Genomic DNA, 13,866 nt, shown 5'->3' with positions numbered 1-13,866 from the left:
GCCGTCAGCGCGTCGGTGCGCCGTCAGCGCGTCGGTGCGCGCAGCGGGGTGCCGGTGGCGCGCAGCTCGGCAAGGGCCCCGGCGACGCCGTGCAGCAGGTCGGTCGCCTCGGTGAGCCGGTCGGCGGCCGGGTGGGCGGTCTCCGGTCGGGCGTCCTCGGCCAGGTAGCCGGCGGCGGCGACCACCAGCCGCTCGTACGCCGCCACCCCGCCCTCGAGTTGAGCGGTCAGCACGGCGTGCGCCTCAGCCAGCGGCGGCCGGGCGTCGGCCGGGGCCAGCCGCAGCGCACGTTCGACGCTGGCCACCCGCGCGGCCAGGTCGCGCAGCGAACGGTCGGCGGCTGCCGCCTCCAGCACCGCCGGCTCGGCCAGCCCGGTGAGCCGTGGGGCCATCCCGGCCAGGGTGAGCGCCGCGCGGTCCAGTCGGGCCCACTTCTCCCCGGCGCTGGTGCCGCGCAGCGCGATCCGCGAGCGGACCCGACGCACCTCGGCCAGCACACCCGGGCCGACCGGCAGCCGCTCGACGGCGGCGACCAACCGGGCCCGCGACCGGGCCGCCGCCTCGGCCGGGTCGAGCGCGGCAGGCGCCGGCTGGGCGGCCAGGGCACGCACGTCGATCCAGCGCCAGGCGGCCAGTGCCACCGCACTGCCCGCGGCACCGGCCCAGGCCGCGTCGGGCAGACCAAGGCCGGCGTACGGAGTCAGCACCACCGCCGCGCCGCCGAGCCCACCGGCCAGCACACTCCACCGGCGGGCGGACCGGCGCAGCCGACCCAGCCTCCGGAAGTACCGCGTCCGCTCGTCTGCCACCCTGACCTCCTCGGCTCAGTCGTTCAGCCGGCGGCGGTCGGGTCGCCGGTGCCCCGCTCGCGGGCCATGCTGGCGCGCAGCTCGTCCAGCCGGGCAGCGGCCGACGGGTCGTTGGCCGGGCTGGTCCTCTCGGCCTGCGGCACGGCCGGTCGCTGTGCCGCGCCGCCGAGCTGCTCCCCCGCCATGCTGGACCGGATCTGCTCCAGCCGAGCGGAGCCGGCCGAGTCGATGGTGGCCTTCTGAATCTCCAACATACGGCCCTCGACGGAGTTGCCGGCCAGTTCGGCACGACCCATCGCGTTGGCGTACCGGCGCTCGATGCGGTCGCGCACCTCGTCCAGTGACGGGGTGGTGCCCGGCGCGGTCAGCGACGACATCGACTCCAGCGAGCGGGCCACCGTCTCCTGCATCTTGGCCTGCTCCAGCTGGCTGAGCAGCTTGGTGCGCTCGGCGAGCTTCTGCTGGAGGATCATCGAGTTGTTCTCGACTGCGCGGCGGGCCTGGGCTGCGGCGCCCAGCGCCTGGTCGTGCAGGGTCTTCAGGTCCTCGGTGGCCTGCTCGGCGGAGACGAGTTGGCTGGCCAGGGTCTGCGCCGACTGCTCGAAACGCGCCGCCTCGGCCTCGTCGCCCTTGGCCCGGGCCTGGTCGGACAGCACCAGGGCCTGCCGGGCGTTGCCCTGCAACCGCTCGACCTCGGACATCTGCCGGGACAGCTTCATCTCCAGCTGACGCTGGTTGCCGATCACGGCGGCGGCCTGCTGGACCAGCGCCTGGTGCTGCCGCTGGGCGTCCTCGATGGCCTGCTGGATCTGCACCTTGGGATCGGCATGCTCGTCGATCTTCGCACCGAAGAGCGCCATCAGGTAGTTCCAACCCTTGACGAACGGGTTCGCCATCTCCGTGGTATCCCCTCAGTAGCGTCGCTCCACCACGGCCGGGCCGGCTGAACCGACCGACCATGACCGGCCGGTCTCCATCGTCCCAGCCGAACGCCACCGAGGCATCCGTACCGGCGGTCGACAGCACCGGCGGCTCCTGCGAGCAACCCTACGCGGCCGGGGCCAGCCCGCCCATGGTCAACCGGATCGGCGGCTCAGGCGGCGCAGACCACGTCCCGGTCGCGCTCGGTCGGGCGGACACGGGTGCTGCGCAGCGTGGCCTTGAGCGGCGACTCCTGGCGGACCGAGACAGCGACCTTGCCGTCGGAGGTGACCTGACGGACGCCCCGGCTGGTGCTCTTGGCAGCGGCCTCGGCCGGCTCGTCCTGCATCGAGACGAGCACCTCGGGCATCTGCTCGGCGAGCGCCACGGTGTCGCTCACCTCGCGCAGCAGCTCGGACAGGCGGGCGCCCAGGGCGTCACAGATCGCGGCGAGCAGCTCGCTGGACGGCTCCTTGTGCCCCCGCTCGATCTCGGAGAGATAGCCAAGGCTGACGTTGGCGGCGGTGGAGACCTCACGCAGCGTGCGCTGCTGCCCCTGGCGGCGCGCTCGCAGTGCGTCACCGATCACCCGGCGTAGCAGGATCATCGCACCTCCCCCTGAGGGATACCTCGCGCCCGGCGCTGGGCGGCCGGTCGCGGCGGGCCGCGCCGACCCCGAACGTCGGAGCCTTCCCGCAACCGTACCCGTTACGGGCCCGGGCGACATCCCGCCCCGCCCGTCGGTTCGCCGCGACGGGCTCACCGGGGCGCGTCGGCGCCCGCTCCCGACCCTCCCCGGGCAGCTCCGGCCTTGGCTACCGCGGCGTCGGCGTCGGCGTCGTCGTCGGCATCGGCGGCATCGGCGTCGTCGGCGGCGTCGGCGGCGTGGAGCCGCTCGGCGAGCAGGCGCAGTCCCTCGACCACCGCCGCCGCACGGACATGGTCCCGGCCACCGTCCAGGTCGAGTTGGCGGATCGCACCGCCGTTCGGGCCGGCCACCGCGACGTAGACCAGGCCGACGGGTTTGCCGTCCTGCGGCTCGGGGCCGGCGACGCCGGTGGTGGCCAGCCCCCAGTCCGCGCCGCAGCGCTGGCGGCCCCCCTCGGCGAGCGCCGCCGCCACGTCCGGGTCCACCGGTCCCCGCTCGGCCAGCAGGTCGGCGGGTACGCCGGCCAGGGTGCCCTTCAACTCGGTGTCGTAGACCACCAGGCCGCCCCGATAGATCCCGCTGACCCCGGCGATGTCCACGATCGAGGAGGCCAGCGACCCACCGGTGAGCGATTCGACGGTGGCCAGGGTCTCGTGCCGTTGGGCCAGCCGGTGCACGACGCTCGCCGCCGCACTGCCCGTCTCGGCACCGTCCGCCTCAGCGTCCGCCGGTCGCCCGGAACCTGCCGCCCGCTGCATGAACGACTCCTTCCCCACCCACCAACCCCCAACCCTGCTGCCCCCAACCCTCCCGACCCAATCGCGTCGATCATTAAGTTGGCGGCGCGACACGCCGCCCTGAGGGCGCCAACCTCATGATCAACGAGGTGTCGGCCACCCGGGTGGGGCTAGCGCGGGCGGCGGAGGCGCAGGGCCTGGGCTATGTAGTCGAAGCCGGTGGCGACCGTGACCAGGACGGCGGCCGCCATGATCCACGGGCCGACGGCGGCGAGGGCGGCCGGCATCGGCCAGAGATACCAGGCGATGGCCAGGATCTGTAGCGCGGTCTTGACCTTGCCGCCCCGGCTGGCAGCGATCACGCCGTGGCGGATTACCCAGAAGCGCAGCCCGGTGATGCCCAGCTCGCGGACGAGGATCAGCGCGGTCACCCACCAGGGCAGCTGGTCGTACCAGGAGAGCAGCACCAGCGCCGCGCCGGTGAGCGCCTTGTCGGCGATCGGGTCGGCCACCTTGCCGACCGAGGTGACCAGCCCGAACCGGCGGGCGATCCAGCCGTCCACCAGGTCCGTCGCCGAAGCCACCGCGAAGATCAGACAGGCCGCGATCCGCCAGCCGGCATGGGTCATACCGGACATGATCACCGAGGCGGCGAAGACCGGCACCAGCACCAGCCGCAGGGCGGTCAGCGCGTTGGCCGCGTTGACCACGGGCACCACGGCCACCACCCGGCCCGGCGTCGACTCCGTCGCCCCGGTCACCGCCGCACTCCGCTCGGGCTGCCGTGGCGTTCCCGGCACCGCACCACCTGGCTCCCCCGCTCCGCTCGGACCCGCCGTCACCGTGCCGCGCCGGGCGCCGCCGAGATCATCTCATCCGGCACAGCGAGCAGGTCCACCCCTTCGGTGCCGGTCACCGTTGCGCGCACCAGGTCACCCGGGCGCAGCGCGGCCAGGTCGACCCCGCCCTCGGCCGGGGCGACCAGGGTGGTGGAACCATCCACCTCCGGCGCCTGATGCGCCGCCCGACCCTCCACCACGCCGTCCGAGATCGAGTCGACCAGCACCTCGACGGTCGAGCCCAGCCGGTCCTCGGCCCGCTGCGAGCAGAGCTCGTCGGCGAGGGCGCTGAGCCGGTCGTAGCGTCGCTTGATCGTCGCGGCGGAGACCTTGCCGGGCAGCCCAGCGGCCTCGGTGCCGTCCTCGTCGCTGTAGTCGAACATGCCGATCGCGTCGAGCCGGGCCTCGGTCAGGAACCGGACCAGCTCGTCGACGTCGGCGCGGGTCTCGCCGGGGAAACCCACGATGAAGTTGCTCCGGGCACCCGCCTCCGGAGCCAGGGCACGGGCGCTCGCCAGCAGCTCCAGGAATCGGTCGGTAGAGCCGAAACGTCGCATCCGGCGCAGCACCGACTCACTGGAGTGTTGGAACGACAGGTCGAAGTACGGTGCCACACCCGGGGTCGTGGCAATCGCCTCGACCAGCCCGGGCCGGGTCTCGGCCGGCTGGAGGTAGCTGGCCCGCACCCGGACGATGCCGGTCACCGCGGCGAGCTGCGGCAGCAGCTTCTCCAGGGCACGCGGGTCACCCAGGTCCTTGCCGTACGAGGTGGAATTCTCACTGACCAGCACCAGCTCGCGTACGCCGGTCTTGGCCAGCCACTCCGCCTCGGCGAGCAGTTCGTCCGGCGTACGCGAGACGAACGCCCCCCGGAAGGCCGGAATGGCGCAGAACGCACAACGGCGGTCGCAGCCGCTGGCCAGCTTCAGCGAGGCCACCGGGCCGGTGTCGAGCCGTCGGCGCAGCACCTGGCGCAGGTGTGCCGGGGTGTGCTCGTCGGTATCGACAACAGTGCGGGTCACGGTGCCGTGCCCGGGCAGCGACACCCCGCTGTCGCGGCGCCGCACCGGAGTCAGCGGCAGCAGCTCACGCCGGTCCCGTGGGGTGTGCGCGGTGATCTGCTCACCGGCGACGACCGCGTTCAGCCGGGCGGCGATGTCCGGGTAGTCGTCGAAGCTCAGCACCGCCTGCGCCTCGGGCAGGCTGTCGGCCAGCTCCCGGCCGTACCGCTCCGCCATGCAGCCCGCGGCGACCACCTTGGCGCCCGTTCCGGCGGCGGCGAGCAGGGTCTGGATCGAGTCCTGCTTGGCCTTCTCCACGAAACCGCAGGTGTTGACGACCACCACGTCGGCGCCCTCGCCGTCGGTGGTCACCTGCCAGCCGTCGGCGTGCAGACGGGCGGCCAGCTCCTCCGAGTCGACCTCGTTGCGGGCACAGCCCAGGGTCAGCAGGGCGACGCGACGGCCCTCGGCGTGGTCAGCGGGAGAAGGAGAGGTGGCAGACACCATCCGAGGGTACCGGGCCGGCCGGGCAAGCCCACGCACGCGGGCTGCGGAGACGGTCGACACCATGTCGGTCAGCCCTGTCCCACCGGCCGGTCAGCGCGCCCCGGCTGCCACCCGGGTCAGCGCGTCGAGCAGGAAGACCTCGGTGCCGGCCAGGCCGGTGGAGCAGAAGACGGAGACCTGGTCCGCGGTGCCCCGGCCGGGGACCGCGCCGGCCAGGATGGCGCCCAGGTCGCGCAACCGCCCGGCGTACGGGGGTGTGGCGGCGAGCATCGGCGGTTGGTAGTCCGCTGCCTGAGCCGGCGAGTCGGTGACCAGCAGATCGGCGGCGTCCAGCAGGTCGGTGCCGAACTCGCTGCGGTCGCGCTGCTTGAACCCGACCGCGTTGACGTGCGTGCCGGGGCTGAGGTCGGCGGCGCAGAGCACCGGGGTCGGGCTGGTGGTCGCGAGCACCACCAGGTCCCGCCCGGCGACGGCCGAGCGCGGGTCGGCCACCGCGCGGGCCGGCACGCCCAGTTCGCTCCGCACCCGGGCGGCGAAGGCGTCCCGGCGGGCCGCGGAGCGGCTGTGCACCACCACCTCGCGCAGCGGGCGGACGGCGGCGGTGGCCCAGACCTGGGTCCACGCCTGCCGGCCGGAGCCGATCACCGCGAGGGTGGCGGCGTCGGGCCGAGCCAGCGCGTCGACCGCGAGACCTCCCAAGCCGCCGGTACGGCGGGAACCCAGCTCCGCACCGACCGCGACCGCCCGGATCGCCCCGGTCCGGGCGTCGTGCAGCACCACCAACTGCTCGCCCTGCGGGTGGCCGAAGGTGTCGTACGAGCGGAAGCCGTACCACTCGCCGACCAGGTGCCCGGCGGTCAGCACCATCCGCCCGCCGCCGAGCGGTGCGGCGGCCCGGGGCGGTGCGATGAGGCGTCCCTCGTACGCGGCCAGCAGGGCGGCGCGCATGGCCTCGACCGTGGTGGCGGCGTCCAGCGCGGCGGCGACCTCGGGGTCGGCGTAGAGCAGGGTCATGCTGGCGATACTGCAAGTTGAAGTCAGGTGGAGGTCAACAGAGCGTGTCGATGGTCACCGCCACGCCGCCCGAGCCGGTGCTAGCGTCGGCACTGGCGGCTCCGGATGCCCGTGGCCGCTCCGGACGAGTGGTGGGCGTACCCGGTCAGGCCAAGACGCCCCGCGTGACGTGCAGACTCGTCCCGGCGCGGCAGCCCCGGGCACTCCCGGTGAGGTGAACGATGGCCTGGCTCGTACTGGTGATCTCAGGACTGCTGGAGACGGCCTGGGCGATCGCCCTGGACCGCAGCGCCGGCTTCAGCCGGCCGATCCCGTCCGTGGTGTTCGCGGTGACCCTGCTGCTGAGCATGGCCGGGCTGTCATACGCGCTCCGGGACATCCCGGTCGGCACCGGCTACGCGGTCTGGGTCGGCATCGGCGCGGTCGGCACCGCGCTGGTCGGAATGCTGGCACTCGGCGAGTCGGCGAGCCTGCCCCGGATCCTCTGCCTGTTGCTGGTGGTCGCGGGAGCGATCGGGTTGAAGATCTTCCACTGAGAACGCACGCGTGACAGCCGCCCGCAGTGGGTAGTGATCGATACGTCACGACAGGCTCTCACCCGGAGGAAGACATGGCCGACATGCCGAGTACCGCCCGTCCCCGCAGCAACGCCGCCCGCATCCTCACCATCGTGGGCTTCGTCTTCGCGGTCCTCGCCCTGCTGCTCAACCCGATCATCTTTGGCGTGCTCGGCGTCATCGCGGGCGTCGTCGGCGCGGTGCTCGGTGACAAGCCACTGGGCTGGTACGCCGCCGTGGCCAGCGTCGTCGCCGCGATCATCAGCCTGGTGATCATCGGGGCCCTGATCAACAACTGACCGCTCCCACGACACGGGCCCGCCGGCTGTCGGCGGGCCCTTCGCGTGTCCGGCGGTCGGCTGCCGGTCAGTCCACGTCACCGCGCAGGCCGACCAGGACCTCCTCCAGCTCGTCCGGCTTGACCAGCACGTCGCGCGCCTTCGACCCCTCGGACGGGCCGACCACGCCCCGGGTCTCCATTAGATCCATCAGTCGGCCCGCCTTCGCGAAACCGACCCGCAGCTTGCGCTGAAGCATCGAGGTCGAGCCGAACTGCGAGGTGACCACCAGCTCGACCGCCTGCACCAACAGGTCCAGGTCGTCGCCGATGTCCTCGTCGATCTTCTTCTTGCTCTCCTGTGCCGGGGCCAGCACGTCCGGGCGGAACTCCGGCTCCCGTTGGTCCTTGCAGAACTTCACCACGTCGGCGATCTCGCGCTCGGTGACCCAGGCGCCCTGGATGCGGACCGGCTTGGAGGCGCCCATCGGCAGGAAGAGCCCGTCACCACGGCCGAGCAGCTTCTCCGCGCCCGGCTGGTCGAGGATGACCCGGGAGTCCGCGAGGGACGAGGTGGCGAACGCCAGCCGCGACGGCACGTTCGCCTTGATCAGACCGGTCACCACGTCGACCGAGGGGCGCTGCGTAGCCAACACCAGGTGGATGCCCGCCGCGCGGGCCAGCTGGGTGATCCGGACGACGGAGTCCTCCACGTCGCGCGGCGCGACCATCATCAGGTCGGCCAGCTCGTCCACGATCACCAGCAGGTACGGGTACGGGCGCATCTCGCGTTCGCTGCCCGGCGGGGCCTTGATCTCGCCGTTGCGGACCTTGCGGTTGAAGTCGTCGATGTGCCGGACCCCGTTGGCGGCGAGGTCGTCGTAGCGCATGTCCATCTCGCGGACCACCCAGTCCAGCGAGTCGGCCGCCTTCTTGGCATTGGTCACGATCGGAGTGACCAGGTGCGGGATGCCCTCGTAGCCGGTCATCTCGACCCGCTTCGGGTCGATCAGGAGCAGCCGCACCTCGTCCGGGGTGGCCCGGGTGAGGATGGACACCAGCAGGGTGTTGAGGCAGCTCGACTTGCCCGCGCCGGTGGCGCCGGCGATGAGGATGTGCGGCATCTTGGCGAGGTTGGCCACCACGTAGCCGCCCTCGATGTCCTTGCCGAGCGCCACCACCATCGGGTGGTGGTCGCTGGTCGCCGCGCGGGAGCGCAGCACGTCACCGAGGGCGACGTTCTCCGGGTCGGTGTTCGGGATCTCCACACCGACGGCGCTCTTGCCCGGGATCGGGCTGAGGATCCGCACGTCCGGCGACTTCACCGCGTACGCGATGTTGCGGGACAGCTGGGTGATCCGTTCGACCTTGACGCCGTGCCCCAGCTCCACCTCGTAGCGGGTGACGGTCGGGCCACGGGTGAAGCCGGTGACCGCGGCATCCACATCGAACTGGTCGAACACGCCGGTCAGCGCGGCGATCACCTCGTCGTTGGCCTTGCTGCGGGTCTTCGCGGCGGCCCCGGCGCTGAGCATGTTGGCCGGCGGCAGGGTGTAGTCCCCGGCCAGCCCGGTCAATGCCAACTGCTCGGCCCGGGTCGGGGCGGGTGAGTGCTCCGGCGGCTCGACCGGCGGCTTGCGGCTCGCCGGCACCTTCGCCGGCGACTTACGCGGCAGCACCATGGTCTCCTGGAGGTCCGCGCCGTCCAGGTCCTCGAAGTCGTCCGGGTCCAGCGGCGGGGGCATCCGCTTCGCCGGTCGCTTACGCGCCGGCTTGGCGGCCGGCTCGTCCGCGTCCTCCTCGGCGCTCTCCGGCGTGCTGACCAGCCCGCCCGCGAGCAGGCCCAGCCGCTCGGGGATCTTGTTGATCGGCGTCGCGGTCACCACGAGCAGACCGAAGAGCAGCAGCAGGATCAGCAGCGGCACCGCCACCCAGGCGGTCACCGCGCGCTCCAGCAGCCCACCGACGCCGGCGCCCACCAGGCCGCCCGCGAAGTCACGTTGCAGCGGGTCGGCCGGGTCCTGACCGATCTGGAGCAGCGCGGCGGTCGACACGAGCAGCGAGCCCCAGCCGATCAACCCACGGCCCCGGTGCTCCGGATCGGCCGGCTGACGCATCAGCCGCCACGCCCCGATCATCAACAGCACCGGTACGACCACCGAGATCGCGCCCAGGAACAGCCGGATCGTGTCGGCCAGTCGCGCGCCCACCGGGCCCGCTCCGGACAGCCAGAGCGCCACGGCGCTGAGCAGGGCAAGTCCGAACATGAGCAGACCCGCGCCATCCCGACGGTGCTCCGGGTCGAGGTCGCGGGCCGAGGCGGCCTGCCGGCCGGCGGCGCGCACGGCCCAGCCCATTCCGTGCGCCAGCCCCATCCACAGTGCACCGACCGCGCGGCCGACGTAGACCGCCGGCCCGGGCCGGGGCGGCGTGGTGCGACGTCGGACCGGTGCCCGGGTGGTCTTCTTCGCCGGCTGACGGGCACGACTGTTGGTGCCACCGCGCGGCGACGCGCCGCGCCGCCGGCTCGCCTGAGAGGTACGGCCCGCCATAGAGTCACGGTAACGGTGGGGCCGGGCAGATCCCCGCTTTTCCGGGTCGTGTCCGCGCGTCGTAACACGAACCCCACCGCCGGTCGTGATATCCGCCTCAGAAGGGATGCCCCATGGCGTCGCCGGAAATCGAGGGCGATCCGGACGATCCGCTGGCCGGGCACCCTGGCGCACTGCGTCCGCTGACCGGCGAACTGGTCGCCGCGGTGCTCGCTGCCCGCGGCCGGTCCGTCGGCCAGACCCCGGACGGCGAGCTGGTGGGCCACTTCGACGACAACACGATCTGGTTCCTCCGGGTCGGCGGGGACGGGGAGCTGCTCCAGATCCGCACCATGGTGGATCCCACCTTCGGCATCGAGCGGGTGCCCGACCTGTACGCGTTCTGCAACTCCTGGAACCACGACCGGCTCTGGCCCAAGGCGTTCGTGCACGTCGACGACGACGGTCGGGCCCGGGTGTACGGAGAGGTGATCACCGACCTGGAACGCGGCGTGACCCCCCACCAGCTCGACCAACTGCTCGACTGCGGCATCTCCACCGGCTGCCAGTTGGCCGTGGCGGTCCGTCGGCTGCCCGGCGCGGTGCCGTCGTGACCGGCCGGGACGAGTTCACCGGCAGCCGCACCGGCACGTCTCCCACCGGCGGTGGTGGGGACCGCTTCGCGCGGGGGCGGGTGCCGGCGCTGGGGGCCGCGCTCGCCGATGCCCGGGACCTCCCCGACGGCCCGGCCCGGCAGGTGGCGCTGGAACGGCTCGCCGAGCGCGCCGACGCCGCCGGCGACGTCCGGTCCGGGATGGACGCGCGGTTCGCGCTGATCGAGGCGTACCTGCTGCACGGGGAGCGGTGGCGCCTGGTGGAGCCGGTCCGGCGCTGCCGAGCCGCCGCCGACCACCGGCCCGACCTGCTCACCGACACCGAGGCCGGGCTGCTGCTGCGCTACCAGCGGTACGCGGTGGAGGCGCTGCTCGGCACCCCCCGGGTCGGGCTGGACCAGACCCGGTCCCTGCTGCACGACCTGGCCCACCGGGTCGGCGCGGACGGCCCGGACACACCGACCGTCGCCGAGCTGCACTGCCGGATCGCCGATCATCTGGGCGACGAGCCCACCGCCCGGCATTGGTACGAGCGGTGGTCCGGAAGGCGGCCCGGCCCAGCCGGGGGCTGCCCGGGCTGCGCCTCGGCCCGGCGCGCCGAACTGCTGACCGGCTGGGGCGAGTGGACCGCCGCGCTCGCCGAGCTTGCCGAATCCGACGGCGACCCGCAGTCCTGCACCGACCAGCCCGAGCGGGACCTGGTCGCCGCTCTGCTGCCGGCACTGCGCACCGGCGAGCCGGAGCGGGCGGCGGCGGCACACGTGCGGGCGTACCGCCGGCACCGCCATGAGCGCGCGGCGTTCCCGCACCTCGCCGTGCACCTGCGGTTCTGCGCCCTGGGCGGGCACCTGGAGCGCGGGCTGGCCATTCTGGCCGAGCAGCTGCCCCGGTTGGACCGACCGACCGACGACCTCGCCGCCATGGAGTTCGCCGCCGCCGGCGCGCTGGTCTGCGGGCTGGCCACGGAGGCCGGGCTGGGCGGGCGGACGATGCCCCGCCCGGCGTACGGCGAGCGGACGGCCAGCGAGCTGGACGTCACCGCGCTCGGGGCACTGCTGTTCGGGGTGGCCAGCGAGTTGGCCGGCAGCTTCGACGCGCGCAACGGCACCGGGCACCACTCCGGACGGATGGCCGCCCGGCTGGCCGAGCGCCCCCTGGCGGCGCCGGTCCCGCTGCCCGCCGACGACGACTCTGACGGTCTCGACGAGCCCGACACCGACCGCTCCGACGCTGAGCTCGAGCTGGGCGACCGCGAGGTGTCCGCGTTGTCCCTCGGCATGATCACCGCGGCGTTGGACGGGCGCGGCGACCGGTACCTGGTGGACGAGGGCGAAACGGTGGTCGGCCACTGGGACGGCGCGGTGATCCAGTTCCGGCGGGCCGGTGAGCGCGGTGAGGTGCTGCACGCCCGCGCCATGGCCAACCGCCGACTGCCGACGGCCCGCCGCGCCGAGGCGTACGCCTTCTGCAACGCGTGGAACCACGACCGGCTGCTGCCCAAGGCGTACGCGCACGACCTCGGCGACGAGTTGGTGCTGGCCGGCGACGTGGCCACCGACCTGGCGCACGGGGTCGCCCCGGCACAGTTGCGAGTCCTGGTGGACGCCGCCATCGCCACCGGCCTCGCGTACGCCGCGGCGGTCGCGGCGCTGCCCTGACCCCGGACGCGGCGACGCCGGCCCACCCCGAACGGGTGGACCGGCGTCAGCGGGAGTTGGTCAGACCTCGACCACGGTGGGCACGATCATCGGCCGACGACGGTACTTGTCGTTGACCCACCGCCCCACGGTCCGCCGGACGATCTGCTGGAGCTGGTGCGGGTCGGTGATGCCGTCCGCCGCGGCCCGGTTGAGCGCCTCGGTGACCAGCGGCACCACCGGGTTGAACGCCTCCGGGTCCTCGGAGAAGCCCTTCGCGGACAGCGTCGGGCCGGCGACCACCTTGCCGGTGACCGAGTCGACGACCACGGTGGTGGCGATGAAGCCGCCGTCACCCAGGATCCGCCGTTCGGTGAGCAGCGACTCGCTGACGTCACCGACGGCGAGACCGTCCACGTAGACGTACCGGCTCTTCACGTGCCCCACCAGGCTGGCGCGGCCCTCGACCAGGTCGACCACGTCGCCGTCCTCGCAGATCACCACCCGGTCGGCGGCGACCCCGGACTCGATGCCGAGTCGGGCGTGGGCGCGCAGGTGACGCCACTCGCCGTGCACCGGCATCAGGTTGCTGGGCCGGACCACGTTGAGCAGGTAGAGCAGCTCCCCGGCGGGGGCGTGCCCGGAGACGTGCACCTTCGCCACGTCCTTGTGCACGACCACCGCGCCGGCCCGGGCCAGCCGGTTGATCACCCGGTAGACCGAGGTCTCGTTGCCCGGCACCAGCGAGGAGGCCAGCACGACGGTGTCGCCGGGAGCGATGGTGATGTGCCGGTGGTCGCCGCTGGCCATCCGGCCCAGCGCGCTCATCGGCTCACCCTGCGAGCCGGTGGACATCAGCACGATCTGCTCCGGCGGCAGCGTGGTCGCCTCCTCGATCCCGATGACCAGGCCGGCCGGGATGTTGAGCAGGCCGAGGTCCCGGGCGATGCCCATGTTGCGCACCATGGACCGGCCGATCAGCGCGACCTTGCGGCCGTGCTCGGCGGCGGAGTCGAAGACCTGCTGCACGCGGTGCACGTGTGACGCGAACGAGGCCACGATGATCCGACCCTTGGCCTTCGCGAAGATCGAGTCGAGCACCGGCCCGATCTCCCGCTCCGGGGTGACGAAGCCGGGGATCTCCGCGTTGGTGGAGTCGGACAGCAGCAGGTCGACGCCCTCCGCGCCGAGCCGCGCGAAGCCGGCCAGGTCGGTGATCCGGCCGTCCAGCGGCAGCTGGTCCATCTTGAAGTCGCCGGTGTGCAGCACCAGGCCGGCGGGGGTGCGGATGGCCACCGCGAGGGCGTCCGGGATCGAGTGGTTGACCGCGAAGAACTCACACTCGAACGGGCCGAGCCGCTCGCGGCCACCCTCCCGCACGGTCAGCGTGTACGGCTGGATGCGCCGCTCGGCCAACTTCGCCTCGACCAGGGCGAGGGTGAACTGTGAGCCGACCAGCGGAATGTCGGGCTTGTGGGCGAGCAGGTAGGGCACCGCGCCGATGTGGTCCTCGTGACCGTGGGTCAGCACGATCGCCTGGACGTCGGCCAGCCGGTCCAGGATCGGGCCGAAGTCGGGCAGGATCAGGTCCACACCCGGTTGCTCGACGTCGGGGAACAACACCCCGCAGTCGACGATCAGCAACTTGCCGTCGTACTCGAAGACGGTCATGTTCCGACCGATGGCGCCGAGCCCGCCGAGCGGGATGATCCGCAGGCCACCTTCCGGCAGCGGCGGGGGTAGTTCCGCCTCGATGTGCGCCTCGGTCACGCG

The 13,866-nt window shown here is 73.1% G+C and carries 13 protein-coding genes and 1 riboswitch; of the genes, 4 read left to right on the top strand and 9 right to left on the bottom strand.

The genetic code is table 11. The features are described from left to right. Positions 1-23: 23 nt before the first annotated feature. The 7 genes from ACIBF8_RS07520 to ACIBF8_RS07490 form a co-directional block, all read right to left on the bottom strand. Positions 24-809, bottom strand: a complete 786-nt coding sequence (locus ACIBF8_RS07520) for a hypothetical protein (RefSeq protein ID WP_396781519.1) — start codon at positions 807-809, stop codon at positions 24-26. A 23-nt stretch (positions 810-832) separates the two neighbouring features. Continuing rightward, positions 833-1,705 (bottom strand): PspA/IM30 family protein, encoded by an 873-nt coding sequence (locus ACIBF8_RS07515; RefSeq protein ID WP_396781518.1) that lies wholly within the window; start codon positions 1,703-1,705, stop codon positions 833-835. 197 nt (positions 1,706-1,902) lie between these two features. After that, positions 1,903-2,337 carry a helix-turn-helix domain-containing protein gene (locus ACIBF8_RS07510; RefSeq protein WP_396781517.1) on the bottom strand — a complete coding sequence of 145 codons (435 nt, stop codon included), beginning with the start codon at positions 2,335-2,337 and terminating at the stop codon, positions 1,903-1,905. 152 nt (positions 2,338-2,489) lie between these two features. Then, positions 2,490-3,137: a CinA family protein gene (locus ACIBF8_RS07505; protein ID WP_396781516.1), complete on the bottom strand. Its 648-nt coding sequence runs from the start codon at positions 3,135-3,137 to the stop codon at positions 2,490-2,492. Positions 3,138-3,286: 149 nt separating this feature from the next. Next, complete coding sequence (gene pgsA, locus ACIBF8_RS07500) at positions 3,287-3,877, bottom strand: CDP-diacylglycerol--glycerol-3-phosphate 3-phosphatidyltransferase (RefSeq protein WP_396781515.1); 591 nt, start codon at positions 3,875-3,877, stop codon at positions 3,287-3,289. Between the two features lie 77 nt (positions 3,878-3,954). After that, entirely contained in the window at positions 3,955-5,463 is a 1,509-nt protein-coding gene (gene rimO, locus ACIBF8_RS07495; protein WP_396781514.1) for a 30S ribosomal protein S12 methylthiotransferase RimO, read from the bottom strand. Positions 5,464-5,553: 90 nt separating this feature from the next. Beyond that, positions 5,554-6,477: an ornithine cyclodeaminase family protein gene (locus ACIBF8_RS07490; protein ID WP_396781513.1), complete on the bottom strand. Its 924-nt coding sequence runs from the start codon at positions 6,475-6,477 to the stop codon at positions 5,554-5,556. A 102-nt stretch (positions 6,478-6,579) separates the two neighbouring features. Then, positions 6,580-6,642, top strand: a riboswitch (guanidine-III (ykkC-III) riboswitch). Positions 6,643-6,698: 56 nt separating this feature from the next. On the opposite strand from ACIBF8_RS07490, the gene ACIBF8_RS07485 reads away from it, so the two are divergent. Both ACIBF8_RS07485 and ACIBF8_RS07480 read left to right on the top strand, forming a co-directional pair. Continuing rightward, a complete protein-coding gene (locus ACIBF8_RS07485) occupies positions 6,699-7,013 on the top strand; it encodes a DMT family transporter (protein WP_396781512.1) in 315 nt (104 codons plus the stop codon). A gap of 74 nt (positions 7,014-7,087) precedes the next feature. Next, positions 7,088-7,333 (top strand): hypothetical protein, encoded by a 246-nt coding sequence (locus ACIBF8_RS07480; RefSeq protein WP_112586600.1) that lies wholly within the window; start codon positions 7,088-7,090, stop codon positions 7,331-7,333. A 67-nt stretch (positions 7,334-7,400) separates the two neighbouring features. Here ACIBF8_RS07480 and ACIBF8_RS07475 read toward each other — a convergent pair whose 3' ends face one another. Next, positions 7,401-9,863, bottom strand: a complete 2,463-nt coding sequence (locus ACIBF8_RS07475) for a DNA translocase FtsK (RefSeq protein ID WP_396781511.1) — start codon at positions 9,861-9,863, stop codon at positions 7,401-7,403. 113 nt (positions 9,864-9,976) lie between these two features. Between ACIBF8_RS07475 and ACIBF8_RS07470 the strand changes: the two genes are divergently transcribed. Together ACIBF8_RS07470 and ACIBF8_RS07465 are read left to right on the top strand one after the other, a co-directional pair. Next, positions 9,977-10,456 (top strand): YbjN domain-containing protein, encoded by a 480-nt coding sequence (locus tag ACIBF8_RS07470; RefSeq protein WP_396781509.1) that lies wholly within the window; start codon positions 9,977-9,979, stop codon positions 10,454-10,456. Positions 10,457-10,536: 80 nt separating this feature from the next. Beyond that, entirely contained in the window at positions 10,537-12,114 is a 1,578-nt protein-coding gene (locus ACIBF8_RS07465; protein WP_396781762.1) for a YbjN domain-containing protein, read from the top strand. Positions 12,115-12,174: 60 nt separating this feature from the next. Here ACIBF8_RS07465 and ACIBF8_RS07460 read toward each other — a convergent pair whose 3' ends face one another. Continuing rightward, positions 12,175-13,863 (bottom strand): ribonuclease J, encoded by a 1,689-nt coding sequence (locus ACIBF8_RS07460; protein ID WP_124854118.1) that lies wholly within the window; start codon positions 13,861-13,863, stop codon positions 12,175-12,177. Positions 13,864-13,866 lie beyond the last annotated feature (3 nt).

The organism is Micromonospora sp. NPDC050276, from assembly GCF_044459545.1.
In the GTDB taxonomy this organism is placed as follows: domain Bacteria; phylum Actinomycetota; class Actinomycetes; order Mycobacteriales; family Micromonosporaceae; genus Micromonospora.
The sequence above is the reverse complement of the archived record's forward strand: the minus strand, read 5'-3'. Positions and strand labels throughout refer to the sequence as shown.

Excerpts from the sequence above, each read along its gene's own strand:
- ACIBF8_RS07515 (WP_396781518.1), bottom strand. The coding sequence starts at position 1,705 with ATGGCGAACCCGTTCGTCAAGGGTTGGAACTACCTGATGGCGCTCTTC.
- ACIBF8_RS07510 (WP_396781517.1), bottom strand. The coding sequence starts at position 2,337 with ATGATCCTGCTACGCCGGGTGATCGGTGACGCACTGCGAGCGCGCCGC.
- ACIBF8_RS07505 (WP_396781516.1), bottom strand. The coding sequence starts at position 3,137 with ATGCAGCGGGCGGCAGGTTCCGGGCGACCGGCGGACGCTGAGGCGGAC.
- rimO (WP_396781514.1), bottom strand. The coding sequence starts at position 5,463 with ATGGTGTCTGCCACCTCTCCTTCTCCCGCTGACCACGCCGAGGGCCGT.
- ACIBF8_RS07490 (WP_396781513.1), bottom strand. The coding sequence starts at position 6,477 with ATGACCCTGCTCTACGCCGACCCCGAGGTCGCCGCCGCGCTGGACGCC.
- ACIBF8_RS07485 (WP_396781512.1), top strand. The coding sequence starts at position 6,699 with ATGGCCTGGCTCGTACTGGTGATCTCAGGACTGCTGGAGACGGCCTGG.
- ACIBF8_RS07480 (WP_112586600.1), top strand. The coding sequence starts at position 7,088 with ATGGCCGACATGCCGAGTACCGCCCGTCCCCGCAGCAACGCCGCCCGC.
- ACIBF8_RS07475 (WP_396781511.1), bottom strand. The coding sequence starts at position 9,863 with ATGGCGGGCCGTACCTCTCAGGCGAGCCGGCGGCGCGGCGCGTCGCCG.
- ACIBF8_RS07470 (WP_396781509.1), top strand. The coding sequence starts at position 9,977 with ATGGCGTCGCCGGAAATCGAGGGCGATCCGGACGATCCGCTGGCCGGG.